Genomic DNA, 12,397 nt, shown 5'->3' with positions numbered 1-12,397 from the left:
GCACCCTCGAACGATACCCCCCCCGCCCCCCCCCTTCCTATACCTCCCCCTCCGCACCCCCCCACCAAAACGACCGCGCCCCGGCGTTCCTCGAAGGCCCCCCGGGCCGGCGTGCGGGCTGAACCGAGGCCGAAGCCGGTGATCAGCGGTAGTTCACGAACTGGATCGCGAAGTCCAGGTCCTTGCCCTTGAGGAGGGCCTGGACTTCCTGGAGGTCGTCGCGGCTCTTGGAGCTGACGCGCAGCTCCTCGCCCTGGACCTGGGCCTTGACGCCCTTGGGGCCCTCGTCACGGATGATCTTCGCGACCTTCTTGGCGTTCTCCTGGGAGATGCCTTCCTCGATCGTGGCGAAGATCTTGTACTCCTTGCCGGACAGCTGCGGCTCACCGGCGTCGAGCGCCTTGAGGGAGATCCCGCGCTTGACCAGCTTGGTCTCGAAGACGTCCAGGACGGCCTTGACGCGCTCCTCGGAGTTCGCCTCCATCAGGATCTTCTCGCCGGACCAGGCGATCGTGGCGCCGGTGCCCTTGAAGTCGTAGCGCTGCGAGAGCTCCTTGGCGGACTGGTTGAGGGCGTTGTCGACCTCCTGCCGCTCGACCTTCGAGACGATGTCGAAACTGGAGTCGGCCATGTGCTGTGGCTCCTTGAAGTCGGTAGTGACGGCCCCGAAGGGCACGGCCGGACATCCCCGGACCGCTCCGCAAAGCCTAGCCACCGCACCCACGTGCGGTGCTGATCAATCCGGTGGCGAAGCACCCCCGGTCATCGGGTATCGTTTACGTCGTTGCCACGGAGCGCCGCCGCAAGGCGGAAAGATGGCAGCGATCATGGCGGTGTGCCCGAGTGGCCAAAGGGAGCAGACTGTAAATCTGCCGGCTCAGCCTACCCAGGTTCGAACCCTGGCGCCGCCACGCGAGTGAGACCCTCGCTCATTGCAGAAATGCAGTGGGCGGGGGTTTTCTCGTATACCCGGAGCCGGAATCGGAACGCCCCAGGGAAAACCAGTGGGCGGCCCGGCGGAACGGCGCGCATGCTGTTCGCATGATCAGCATCAGCATCTGCGGCCGAAAGGGCCATGGCGCGTAAGGCGCCCTCGCAGGTCCGGTCGGACCTGCCACGCCGGACGCCCCGAGAGGGCGACCGGGCCGTCGTTCCGGGCGTCTCCTCCCGCACCCTTGTGGAGATCGCGCGCGTCGAACGTCACCGCTACGAGCCGGGCGCCGCCTACCGCGCACTGTCCGCCTGGCGCGCGACGGTGTACGGCCGGGGACCGTCGTGGATCATCTACCCGAGCTGGGACGAGGACTACCCCTGCTGTCGGCCCGTCTGGGGCGGCGATCACCGGGAGGCCCTGGAGGTCTTCTGCCTTTCCCTGCCCCGTCGCGCCGTGCGGGAGCTGCGGGCCGTACTCGCGCCGCTCGACGCGCGGTTCCTCGCCCGGACGCTCCCCGACCCGTACGCCCCGCCGGGGGATCCGTGGTGGCGGCGTCGGCTGGAGCGGGCATGAGGGGCATGAGGGGCACGAGGGGCCGTATGGAGCGGGCGCGGGCGCGGGGTGAGCCCATCGGGCGGATCGGCCGTACCGATGTGGCGCTCCGGTCGTTCATCCGGCGTGAAATGGACTTCTGACGCGCGCGGAAAGGTCGGCGGCGGGGTGCTCCTCGCCCTGCTCGGAGCGGGGATCCCGGCTCTGGTCGGAGCGGCGCTGAACGGCAATGTGGGGGACCCCTACCAGGAGACCCGGCTCTACTTCGGCACCGAGCGGCCGGACGGCCGTCCACCGGTCGGGGAGCGGGAGTTCATGGGGTTCCTCGAACGGGAGATCACCCCCGCCTTCCCCGAGGGGCTGACCCTCCAGGACGGGCGCGGCCAGTGGCAGCGGGACGGGAAGATCATCCGCGAGATCTCGTACGAGGTGGTGCTGCTGTATCCGGAGAAGGAGGCCGACGAGCGCGGTGCGCGCATCGAGCGGATCCGGGAGGCGTACGAGCAGCGGTTCCAGCAGGATTCGGTCGGCCGCTCCGACGACCGCCTGACCGTCGATTTCTGACGGGGTCCGTCCCCGGCCGGGGTGCCGTTCGGGCCCCCGGCCGCTGGGCGGCGCCTAGTTGCCCGCCACGTCCTTGACCGCCACCGGGACCGGGGTCGAGCCCGCGATCAGTTCCAGGGTGAGGCCCGCGGTCGCGGGAGTTTCGATCAGCTCGGCGAGGACCGCCGCCACGTCGTCGCGGGTGACCGGCCCGCGGCCCGTCTGCGCCTCCAGGCGGACCAGACCCGTACCCGCGTCGTCGACCAGCGAGCCCGGGCGCAGGATCGTCCACTCCAGACCCAGACGGGTGCGGACGTGCTCGTCGGCCTCGCCCTTGGCGCGGAGGTAGTGGTCGAAGACCTCGTCGCCCTCGCGGCGCGTGTCCGCGCCCATCGAGGAGACCATCAGGAAGCGGCGTACCCGGGCCCGTTCGGCGGCGTCCGCGAACAGCACCGCCGCGCCCCGGTCCACCGTGTCCTTGCGCCCGGCCCCGCTGCCGGGACCCGCGCCCGCCGCGAACACCGCGGCGTCCGCGCCCTGCAGGATGCCCGCCACGTGCTCGACCGACGCCGATTCCAGGTCGCACAGCACCGGTTCGGCGCCCGCCTCCCTGAGGTCGTCGCCCTGTGCCGGATCGCGGATGATGCCCGCGACCTCGTACCCGCGCGCGGCGAGCAGGCGCTCCAGCCGCAGCGCGATCTGACCGTGTCCACCCGCGATGACGATGCGCATGCCACGACCGTACGACGAGCCGGGCGACCGCGCCCGGGAACATGCGGTGAACGCTCAGGGACCGGGCTCCATACGGCCCTGCCGGGGCAGGTCCAGGGCCACCGCGACGGCGGAGTCGCAGTACTCCCGTACGGCACTCGTCCGGGCTACCACCCGCCCGCGGTGGATCACGATCCGGCTGTACGCGAGGGACAGCACGCTCGCGATCCGGTCCCCGCGCACGGCGAGCAGTTCCGCCGGGAACCCGGCCTCCACCCGGACCTCCGGCAGGCCCATCGCCTCGCGGGCGGCGCCGGCGACCGAGTGGTAGGCCTCGGTGGCGCGGAGCCCGCCCTGGGAGGCCAGGAGGTACGCGGCTTCGAGCGGGTCCCCGCGCCCGACCGGGTTGCCCGCGTCGCGCAGGGCCCCGCTGCCGGCCGCGACGCGCACCCCGGCGGCGCGCAGCAGCCGTACGGGGGCGGTGCGCAGGCCCCGCCGTTCCAGGGCCGCGCAGTCGCCCTGGGGGAGGCAGGTCACCCGTACGCCGGCGGCCGCCAGCTGGTCGGAGGCCCGGGTCGCCACGTCCAGCGGGAGCCGGGACAGGCCGCCGCAGGGCCCGATGGACACGCCGGGCCGCAGTCCGCCGGCCATCGCCGCGAGCCGGGACAGGCGGGCGGGGTCGTCGCCGTCGGTGTGCAGGTCGACGGGGCAGCCGTGCTCGGAGGCGAGTTCCAGTACGGCTTCGAGGAAGCCGGTGGGGTCGGGGTCGAGGTCGGGGCAGCCGCCGATGACGGAGGCGCCCATCTTCACGGCGTCCCGCAGCATGGCGAGCCCGTCGGCCCCGGCCACCCCGGTCAGCAGGCGGGGAACGGCGACGGTGGTGAGATCGGTGAGCCCGCGCAGGGAGCGGCGGGCCTGGAGCACGGCCTCCAGGGGGCCGAGACCGTGTACGTCGCCGATGCGCACGTGGGACCGGACGGCCGTGGCGCCGTGCCCGAGCTGGAGCAGGGCCGCCTCGGTGGCGCGGCGCTGCACCTCGTCGGGGGAGTAGGAGACGGGCCCTTCGCTGTCCGCGGTCAGGGCGGTGTCCCCGTGGGAGTGGGGCTCGGCGGGCGCGGGGAGGAGCAGGTAGCCGGTGAGGTCGACGCGGGCGCCCGCGGCGGCGGGCAGGCTGCCGGCCGTACCGACGGCCTGGATCCGGCCGCCGCCGAGGCGGACGTCGACGGTGCGGCCGTCGGTGAGGCGGGCGCCGGCGAGGAGCAGGGTGGTGGACTCGGGGGCCGCCGGGCCCTGGGCTCCGGGACTTCCCTGGGTGCCCTCGGGGCCGTGCCCCTGCCCCGGGCCCTGGCCGCTGCCGGGGCGGTTGCGCGGGGAGTGGGACGGCTGCTGCGGCGGGCTGTCGGACATCGCGCTCCTGCGGTGGCTCGGGCGGTTCCTGGGGCCGTGGCCGCGGCCCGCGGCCCAAGATCACGCAGCGTGCTCAGAGCCTAGGGGGCGGGGGTGCCCGCTTCGCGGAAGAGGGCAATAGTCGTACCGGTGCGTCTGGGCGACCCCCACCCCGAGACCACCCTCCCGAACCGCCTCCGGATCCGCTCCCGGGATGCCGGGTCCCGCTCCTGCTCCCGGGTCCCGCTCCCGGGTCCTGCTCCCGGGTCCCGGATCCGCAGCCCGGCACCGGGTCCCGCCCCTGGATGCCCCCTGGGCCGTCTCTTTCGGATCTTGCCGTGCCCGCGACGCCTGGCACCACGCCTGGCCGCACTGCCAGGGCAACCGAGTACGTCCAGTACGCGGACGCCCTGACAGCACGGCCAGGCCCGGCACCAGACGCCGCGGGCACGGCCGACAAGATCCGAAAGAGACGGCCGAGGCCCCAACCCCAGCCCCGACCGCGGGCCCCGCCGCCAGCCTCGACCGTGTGTCCCGGCCCCAGTCCCTACTGCGGGCTCCGATCGAGGTCCCAGCCCCTGGGTCCCGAACCCAGGTCCCAACCCCAGTCCCGACCGCGGTCCCTGTCGCCAGTCCCGACCGCGGGTACCGACCGCGGGCCCCGGCCCGGGATCCCCCTGGGTCCCAAACCCAGACCCGACCGCGGGCCCCGCCACCAGCCCCGGCCGTGGGTCCCGGCCCCGGGGCCTGCCTCCGGAGTGGGCCCGGCGGTCGGCTGTGGTGCTTGTCCGGAGCGGCCCCCGGCCGGCCTTGCTGCGGCCTTGGCCATGCAGCTGCCGCCCTGTGACTGCCCCTGCCTGTGCGGCGCTGCGTCCGTCCCGGCCTGCGGCGCGGACTCCGCAGTCGGCTCCGTAGCCATCGTGGGCTGTCTGTGGCGCCCGCCCATGCTGCCGCAGGCCCGGTTCCCGTCCCTGGCCTGGCCCTGGCCCTGGCCCTGGCCCTGGCCCCGGCCTCCGGCCCCGGCCTCCGGCCCCGGCCTCCGGCCCCGGCCTCCGGCCCCGGCCCTGGCCTCCGCTGTCGGCTCTCGTGCCCGTCCGGCGAGGATCCCGTGCGTGGTCGCGGTCGCGGCCGCAGCCTCGACCTCCGGTCCGGTCCCGCTCCCGTCTCGTCCGGCGTTCCGGCGGTGCGCTCGTTCGCGGGGCCGAGGTGGGGCTTCGGGGTGACTCAGGGTGGGGGCGGGGGGCCGGGGGTGTGATGCCTGACACCTTTCGGGGTGAAAGGCGCTTCGAGGGGGGTCCGAGGCGGGTTTCGCGGGGATCAAGAAAGGTGGCGGTGGTGCTCCGAGGCCAGGCCCCGCAAAGGATTTGGGCGATCGGCTGGCGACCGTGTAATGTCTTCCTCGCTCGCCCCAATAGCTCAGTCGGTAGAGCGTCTCCATGGTAAGGAGAAGGTCTGCGGTTCGATTCCGCATTGGGGCTCTGGTGAGAGAGGTTCCCCACCCTCGGGTGGGGAACGGATCTCATCAAAGCGGCGTAGCTCAGTCGGTAGAGCAAGCGGCTCATAATCGCTGTGTCACCGGTTCAAGTCCGGTCGCCGCTACACACAGTAGCCGATTGCGGGGTCGGTCTCCCGATCGGCTACTCTTTTATGCGTTCATCCGTCCAATTGTCCGTCAAGGAGCACTCACGTGGCTGCCACCGACGTCCGCCCGAAGATCACGCTGGCCTGCGTGGAGTGCAAGGAGCGGAACTACATCACCAAGAAGAACCGGCGTAACAACCCGGACCGTCTTGAGATGAAGAAGCACTGCCCGCGCTGCAACTCGCACACCGCGCACCGCGAGACCCGCTAACAACTGGCGAAGTCTCGTACAACAGGCTCAGTCATACCGTCATGAGGTCGTCCCCTTCATTGGGGGCGGCCTTGTGTCGTTTCGACAGATCGTTTCAACAGGGAGGTAGAGAGTCATGGCGCTCGACCAGTCCTTCGTGGGGCGGAGCTACCCGCCCACCGATCCGTACGAGGTCGGCCGGGAGAAGATCCGCGAATTCGCGGTCGCGGTGGGTGACGCCAATCCGGTGTACACGGATCCCGAAGCAGCCAAGGCGTTCGGTCACCAAGACGTGATCGCTCCGCCGACCTTTGTGTTCGCCATCACGTTCGCGGCGGCCAGCCAGGTCGTCGACGACCCGCAGCTGGGGCTGGACTACAGCCGCGTCGTGCACGGCGACCAGAAGTTCGCGTACACCCGTCCCGTACGGGCCGGAGACCGGCTGACGGTGACCTCGACCATCGAGGCCATCAAGTCGCTCGCGGGCAACGACGTCATCGACATCCGCGGCGAGGTCCACGACGAGTCCGGCGAGCACGTGGTGACCGCCTGGACGAAGCTCGTCTCCCGGGCGCCCGAGCCCGCCGCCGCTCCCGCCGCCGCCGGTTCCGCCCCCGAGGAGGCCTGAGATGGCTGCCCAGATCCAGTACGACGACGTCGAGGTCGGCACCGAACTGCCGGCGGCGTCCTTCCCCGTCACGCGGGCGACGCTGGTGCGGTACGCGGGTGCGTCGGGTGACTTCAACCCGATCCACTGGAACGAGAAGTTCGCCACCGAGGTCGGACTGCCCGACGTGATCGCCCACGGCATGTTCACCATGGCCGAGGCGATCCGCGTGGTGACCGACTGGGTCGGCGACCCGGGTGCGGTCGTCGAGTACGGCGTGCGGTTCACGAAGCCGGTCGTCGTCCCGAACGACGGGCAGGGCGCGCTGATCGAGGTCACGGCCAAGGTCGGGGCGAAGCTGGAAGGCAACCGGGTGCGGGTCGACCTGACGGCCACCAGCGCCGGGCAGAAGGTTCTGGGGATGTCGCGCGCGGTGGTTGCTCTCGCGCCGTAGTGAGTCCCCGGGTGAGGGCTACCCGTTGGCGAAAAGGCCCTGGCCGACGAGGGAACTCGCAGGTCAGGGCCTTTTTGGTGGTCGTTTCGGGGCGAGTGTTGCCAAGTTAGTGATTGAGCACTAACTTTGAAGCATGGCAAGGATGAGTGCGGAAGAGCGGCGCGAGAGCGTCATCCTGGCGGCGATGGGCGAGTTCGCGCGGGGCGGGTACTACGGGACCTCCACCGAGGCGATCGCCAAGCGGGTCGGGGTGTCCCAGCCGTACCTCTTCCGGCTCTTTCCGAACAAGCAGGCCATCTTCCTGGCCGCCGCCGCCCGCTGCATGGAGGACATCCGGCGCGTCCTCGGGGAAGCCGCCGAAGGTCTCCAGGGCGAGGATGCGGTCCAGGGGATGAGTGTGGCGTACATGAAGCTGATCGCCGAGCAGCCCGAGAAGCTGCAGATGCAGCTCCAGACGTACGTGACCGTCGCCGCCGCCGAGGCTGCCGGGGAGCCGGAGTTCGGCGAGATGGTGCGGGCCGCCTGGATGGAGTTGTGGGACACCCTGCACGTGCCGCTCGGTGCGGACCCGCAGGAGACGAGCACCTTCCTCGCGTACGGAATGCTGATCAACGTCCTGTCCGCCATGGGGTTCCCGCCGGGGCACCGGGTCTGGGACGGCTGCTATCCGAGCGCCCGGCCCGAGTAGCGGATACGCCCCCTCGGTCCATCTCCATCTCCGTCTCCGTCTCCGTCTCCGCCTCCGTTCATCCATCCCTCCATTCGTCCGTTCGCCGGCCGTGCGTCCTGTGCCTCCTGTCGCGCCCTGCGCATCGTCCGGTGAAGGGCTCAGCCCTGTCCGTTGAAGTTAGTGATCAATAACTAGTTTTGGGGGAATCGTGCAAGACACCAAGCTTCGCGGGCCTGCGGTCTGGGCCCTCGTCATCACCGGGGCCGCCAGCTTCATGGCCGCGCTCGACAACCTCGTCGTCACCACCGCGCTCCCCTCCATCCGCGAGGACCTCGGCGGGAAGCTGGAGGACCTGGAGTGGACGGTGAACGCGTACACGCTCACCTTCGCCGTCCTGCTCATGTTCGGTGCGGCCCTCGGTGACCGGTTCGGCCGCCGCCGGCTCTTCATCGCCGGTACGGCCGTCTTCACCGTCGCCTCCGCCGCCGCGGCCCTGTCGCCCGGCATCAACGAGCTCATCGCCGCCCGAGCCGTCCAGGGTGTCGGCGCGGCGATCATGATGCCCCTCTCGCTCACGCTGCTGACCGTCGCCGTCCCCGCCGCCCGGCGCGGAATGGCCCTCGGCATCTACGGAGCCCTCACCGGCCTCGCCGTCGCGAGCGGGCCGCTCATCGGCGGCAGCCTCACCGAGCACATCTCCTGGCAGTGGATCTTCTGGCTGAACGTCCCGATCGGGCTGGCCCTCATGCCGCTCTCCCGGATGCGGCTCGGCGAGTCCACCGCCCCGCAGGCGAAGCTCGACGTCCCCGGCACCCTGCTCATCAGCGGCGGGCTCTTCGGCATCGTCTACGGCCTGGTCAACGCCAACGCGCACGGCTGGACCAGCCTTCCCGTGCTCAGCGCGCTGCTGGTGGGGGCCGCACTCGTGGGCGGGTTCATCCACCACGGCTTCCGCAACGCCAACCCGGTGCTGCCCATGCGGCTCTTCCGGGACCGGGGCTTCTTCGGCATCAACATGGCCAGCCTGCTGATGTTCGTCGGGATGTTCGGCTCGATCTTCCTGCTGAGCCAGTTCCTCCAGGGCGTCCTCGGCTACTCGCCCACCGAAGCCGGGCTGCGCATGCTCCCCTGGACCGCGATGCCCATGATCGCCGCCCCGATCTCCGGGATCCTCTCCGACCGGATCGGCAGCCGCCCGGTCGTGGTCACCGGGCTCGCGCTGCAGGCCATCGGCCTCGGCTGGTTCGCCGTGATCCTGGGCACCGAGGTCTCCTACGCCGCCCAGCTCCCCGCGATGATCATCAGTGGCATCGGGATGGGCCTGTTCTTCGCTCCCGCCTCCAACGCCCTCATGTCCACCGTGGCCCCCGCCGACCAGGGCAAGGCCGCCGGCGCCAACAGCGCGCTGCGCGAAGTCGGCGGAGCCCTCGGCGTCGCCGTCCTCGCCTCCGTCTTCTCCGCCCAGGGCGGCTACCAGTCCGGGCAGGCCTTCACCGACGGCACCGTCCCCGCCCTCTGGATCGGCGGGGCCGCCGTCGCCCTGGCGGCCGTCCTGGCCCTGCTGCTCCCCGGCCGGGCCGCGGAGAAGGCCCGGGCCGCGGCGTCCCTGCCGACGGCGGGCAGCCCGGCCGGTGACCTGCCGACGGGTGGGCTCCCGACGGGCGGGCTCCCGGCGGACGGCCAGGGCGAGGTCCCGGCCGGCGGGCGCGCCACCGAGAAGGCGGCCGTCTGAGCGGGTTCCGCTCGCCGGCCGGTGCCTGCGCGGCGGAGCGGCGGGGGAACCGCAGCCGCCGCTCCGCACGCAGTCCCGTACGACACGTCCGTCCGCGAGACGCGCTCTACCGCTTCGCGGGCAGCGAGCCGCACCGCGGGTGAAGGGGGCCGTTCCGGCCCCGTACGGCCCTGCGGTGCGCGTACGGTCCGTGGCCCCGCCTGCTCGGGGGGACGCGGACCGTACTCTTGTCCACGTGCAGGAACTCCACGACGCCCCCCTCGCCCCGCTGACCACCTTCCGGCTCGGCGGCCCCGCCGCCCGGCTGGTCACCGCGACCACCGACGCCGAGGTCGTCGCCACCGTGCGCGCCGCGGACGAGAGCGGCACCCCGCTCCTGGTCATCGGAGGCGGCAGCAACCTGGTCATCGGCGACCAGGGCTTCGACGGCACCGCCCTGCGGATCGCGACCACCGGGTTCGCGCTCGACGGGACCCGGCTGGAACTCGCGGCCGGCGAGAACTGGAGCGAGGCCGTCGCCCGCGTCGTCGACGCCGGGCTCGCGGGCATCGAATGCCTCGCCGGGATCCCCGGCTCGGCCGGCGCCACCCCGATCCAGAACGTCGGGGCGTACGGCCAGGAGGTCTGCGACACGATCACCGAGGTCGTCGCCTACGACCGCACCCGCGGGGAAACGGTCACGCTCTCGGCCGCCGACTGCGCGTTCGCGTACCGCGACAGCCTCTTCAAGCACCAGCCCGACCGGTACGTCGTCCTGCGCGTCCGCTTCGCCCTGGAAGACGCGGGCGGCCTGTCCGCGCCGGTCAAGTACCCCGAGACGGCCCGCGCCCTCGGCGTGGAGGCCGGCGACCGGGTGCCCGCGGCGCAGGCACGGGAGACCGTCCTGCGGCTGCGCGCCGGGAAGGGCATGGTCCTCGACCCCGCCGACCACGACACCTGGTCGGCCGGCTCCTTCTTCCACAACCCGATCCTCGGCGACGAGGCGTACGCCGCCTTCCTCGCCCGCGCCCAGGAGCGGCTCGGTCCCGAGACCGCCCCGCCCGCGTACCCGGCCGGCGAGGGCCGTACGAAGACCAGCGCGGCCTGGCTGATCGACAAGGCCGGCTTCACCAAGGGCTACGGCGACGGCCCCGCCCGCATCTCCACCAAGCACACCCTCGCCCTCACCAACCGGGGCGAGGCCACCACCGAAGACCTCCTCGCCCTGGCCCGCGAGGTGGTCGCGGGCGTCCACGCGGCCTTCGGCGTCACCCTGGTCAACGAGCCGGTGACGGTCGGCGTCAGCATCTGAGGAGTCCCGGCCCCCCATGCTCTGTCCCCTGCACGGGGCCGGTACGGACCCCACCCGGCTGGTGGGACGCACGATCAGAAGGGTCGTCGCGTCCTGGCACATCAGCGACGGCGAACGCTCCGAGGCGCCCCTGGACGTCTGGCTCCTCGACAGCGACGGCGAGTCCACCCGGATCACCACCGGGTCCGACGCCTGCCTCATCGTGGAATCCGAGGCGCCGCACGAGCCCTACGACATGGGGGAGTGGGGCCGCATCGAGGTCGGCGAGGACCTCGGATACCACCCCTTCCTGCGCCACCTCGGCGACACCGTGGAATCGGTCGCCGAGTTCGCCCTGCCCGCGCAGGGGCGCACCCACCTGGAGATCGGCTTCCCGGACGGCGCGCGGGTGCGCGCCGACTGCCACGAGGGCGACCTGCGGCTCACGCGCTGACCCGCCACCGGGGGCGGCGCCCTACGAGGCGATCCAGTGGTCGATCCCGGCCAGCAGCTTCTCCTGTACGCCGGCGGGCGCGGCACTGCCGCGCACCGACTGGCGGGCCAGCTCCGCGAGCTCCGCGTCCGTGAAGGCGTGGTGCTTGCGGGCGATCTCGTACTGGGCTGCGAGCCGGGACCCGAAGAGCAGCGGATCGTCCGCACCGAGGGCCATCGGGACCCCGGCCTCGAAGAGGGTGCGCAGCGGGACGTCCTCGTGGCGTTCGTAGACCCCGAGGGCGACGTTGGACGCCGGGCAGACCTCGCAGGTGATCTGGCGGTCGGCGAGCCGTTTGAGCAGGCGGGGATCCTCGGCGGCCCGTACGCCGTGCCCGATGCGGGCGGCGTGCAGATCGTCGAGGCAGTCGCGGACGGAGGACGGGCCGGTCAGCTCGCCGCCGTGCGGGGCCGCGAGGAGTCCGCCCTCGCGGGCGATGGCGAAGGCCCGGTCGAAATCGCGGGCCATGCCGCGGCGCTCGTCGTTGGACAGGCCGAAGCCGACGATGCCGCGGTCGGCGTAGCGGACGGCGAGCCGGGCCAGGGTGCGGGCGTCGAGGGGGTGCTTCATGCGGTTGGCCGCGATGACGACCCGCATGCCGAGGCCGGTCTCGCGGGAGGCGGCGTCCACGGCGTCGAGGATGATCTCGACGGCGGGGATCATCCCGCCGAGGAGGGGGGCGTAGGAGGTGGGATCCACCTGGATCTCCAGCCAGCCGCTGCCGTCGCGCACGTCCTCCTCCGCGGCCTCGCGGACCAGGCGGCGGATGTCGTCGGGCTCGCGCAGGCAGGAGCGGGCGGCGTCGTAGAGCCGCTGGAAGCGGAACCAGCCGCGTTCGTCCGTGGCGCGGAGCTTCGGTGGCTCGCCGGAGGTGAGGGCGTCCGGGAGGCGCACCCCGTACTTGTCGGCGAGCTCCAGCAGGGTCGACGGGCGCATCGAGCCGGTGAAGTGCAGGTGGAGGTGGGCTTTCGGCAGAAGCGTGAGATCGCGTACGTGCTCCATCTGGTGATCCTGCCGCACATTCACCTCGGCCTGCAGCCCGATTCCCTGAACGGGGGCTTGCCCGAACGTAAATCCTGGGGTCGGGGGTGCCGGGCTGCCGCTGCGCGGGGAGCTGTCCCCTACCCGCCCTTCCACCGTTCCCCGGGGCTCCGCCCCGGACCCCGCGCCTCAAACGCCGGCGGGGCTGGATATGCCCTGCGGGCAATCCAGCC

At 72.2% G+C, this 12,397-nt stretch carries 13 protein-coding genes and 3 tRNA genes; 12 read left to right on the top strand and 4 right to left on the bottom strand.

All coding sequences use genetic code 11. From position 1 onward, the window contains the following. Positions 1-142: 142 nt before the first annotated feature. Positions 143-631 carry a YajQ family cyclic di-GMP-binding protein gene (locus ACFRU2_RS15930; protein WP_243333311.1) on the bottom strand — a complete coding sequence of 163 codons (489 nt, stop codon included), beginning with the start codon at positions 629-631 and terminating at the stop codon, positions 143-145. A 198-nt stretch (positions 632-829) separates the two neighbouring features. Here ACFRU2_RS15930 and ACFRU2_RS15925 point away from each other — a divergent pair. From ACFRU2_RS15925 to ACFRU2_RS15915, 3 genes are all read left to right on the top strand, one after another. Continuing rightward, positions 830-911: transfer RNA gene (locus ACFRU2_RS15925), tRNA-Tyr, on the top strand. Between the two features lie 164 nt (positions 912-1,075). Then, entirely contained in the window at positions 1,076-1,507 is a 432-nt protein-coding gene (locus tag ACFRU2_RS15920) for a hypothetical protein (protein WP_382972249.1), read from the top strand. 105 nt (positions 1,508-1,612) lie between these two features. Further along, the gene (locus ACFRU2_RS15915) at positions 1,613-2,050 is read left to right on the top strand and encodes a DUF3574 domain-containing protein (RefSeq protein ID WP_382972247.1); all 438 of its coding nucleotides are present in this window, start codon (positions 1,613-1,615) and stop codon (positions 2,048-2,050) included. Between the two features lie 54 nt (positions 2,051-2,104). On the opposite strand, the gene ACFRU2_RS15910 is transcribed toward ACFRU2_RS15915, so the two are convergent. Both ACFRU2_RS15910 and ACFRU2_RS15905 read right to left on the bottom strand, forming a co-directional pair. Then, entirely contained in the window at positions 2,105-2,761 is a 657-nt protein-coding gene (locus ACFRU2_RS15910; RefSeq protein WP_382972245.1) for an SDR family oxidoreductase, read from the bottom strand. A gap of 54 nt (positions 2,762-2,815) precedes the next feature. Then, positions 2,816-4,147, bottom strand: a complete 1,332-nt coding sequence (locus tag ACFRU2_RS15905) for an amidohydrolase family protein (protein WP_382972243.1) — start codon at positions 4,145-4,147, stop codon at positions 2,816-2,818. A gap of 1,384 nt (positions 4,148-5,531) precedes the next feature. Between ACFRU2_RS15905 and ACFRU2_RS15900 the strand changes: the two genes are divergently transcribed. The 9 genes from ACFRU2_RS15900 to ACFRU2_RS15860 all read left to right on the top strand — a co-directional run bounded on the left by ACFRU2_RS15900 (position 5,532) and on the right by ACFRU2_RS15860 (position 11,144). Next, positions 5,532-5,604: transfer RNA gene (locus ACFRU2_RS15900), tRNA-Thr, on the top strand. Between the two features lie 48 nt (positions 5,605-5,652). Further along, positions 5,653-5,725, top strand: a tRNA-Met gene (locus ACFRU2_RS15895). An 88-nt stretch (positions 5,726-5,813) separates the two neighbouring features. Next, positions 5,814-5,978: a 50S ribosomal protein L33 gene (gene rpmG / locus ACFRU2_RS15890; RefSeq protein ID WP_003956487.1), complete on the top strand. Its 165-nt coding sequence runs from the start codon at positions 5,814-5,816 to the stop codon at positions 5,976-5,978. 115 nt (positions 5,979-6,093) lie between these two features. Continuing rightward, positions 6,094-6,585 carry a MaoC family dehydratase N-terminal domain-containing protein gene (locus ACFRU2_RS15885; RefSeq protein ID WP_266905505.1) on the top strand — a complete coding sequence of 164 codons (492 nt, stop codon included), beginning with the start codon at positions 6,094-6,096 and terminating at the stop codon, positions 6,583-6,585. A gap of 1 nt (position 6,586) precedes the next feature. Next, entirely contained in the window at positions 6,587-7,018 is a 432-nt protein-coding gene (locus ACFRU2_RS15880; RefSeq protein WP_382972241.1) for a MaoC family dehydratase, read from the top strand. Between the two features lie 133 nt (positions 7,019-7,151). Continuing rightward, positions 7,152-7,706: a TetR/AcrR family transcriptional regulator gene (locus ACFRU2_RS15875; RefSeq protein ID WP_382972239.1), complete on the top strand. Its 555-nt coding sequence runs from the start codon at positions 7,152-7,154 to the stop codon at positions 7,704-7,706. A 187-nt stretch (positions 7,707-7,893) separates the two neighbouring features. Next, positions 7,894-9,420: a DHA2 family efflux MFS transporter permease subunit gene (locus ACFRU2_RS15870; RefSeq protein ID WP_382972566.1), complete on the top strand. Its 1,527-nt coding sequence runs from the start codon at positions 7,894-7,896 to the stop codon at positions 9,418-9,420. Positions 9,421-9,655: 235 nt separating this feature from the next. Beyond that, positions 9,656-10,711, top strand: a complete 1,056-nt coding sequence (locus ACFRU2_RS15865) for a UDP-N-acetylmuramate dehydrogenase (RefSeq protein ID WP_351440552.1) — start codon at positions 9,656-9,658, stop codon at positions 10,709-10,711. Between the two features lie 16 nt (positions 10,712-10,727). After that, entirely contained in the window at positions 10,728-11,144 is a 417-nt protein-coding gene (locus ACFRU2_RS15860) for a hypothetical protein (RefSeq protein ID WP_266955936.1), read from the top strand. 21 nt (positions 11,145-11,165) lie between these two features. Here the strand turns inward: ACFRU2_RS15860 and ACFRU2_RS15855 are convergent, their stop codons facing one another. Continuing rightward, positions 11,166-12,185, bottom strand: a complete 1,020-nt coding sequence (locus tag ACFRU2_RS15855; RefSeq protein WP_382972236.1) for an adenosine deaminase — start codon at positions 12,183-12,185, stop codon at positions 11,166-11,168. Between the last annotated feature and the right edge of the window lie 212 nt (positions 12,186-12,397).

Source organism: Streptomyces sp. NPDC056883 (assembly GCF_042788835.1).
GTDB lineage: Bacteria > Actinomycetota > Actinomycetes > Streptomycetales > Streptomycetaceae > Streptomyces > Streptomyces stoeckheimensis.
The sequence above is the reverse complement of the archived record's forward strand: the minus strand, read 5'-3'. Positions and strand labels throughout refer to the sequence as shown.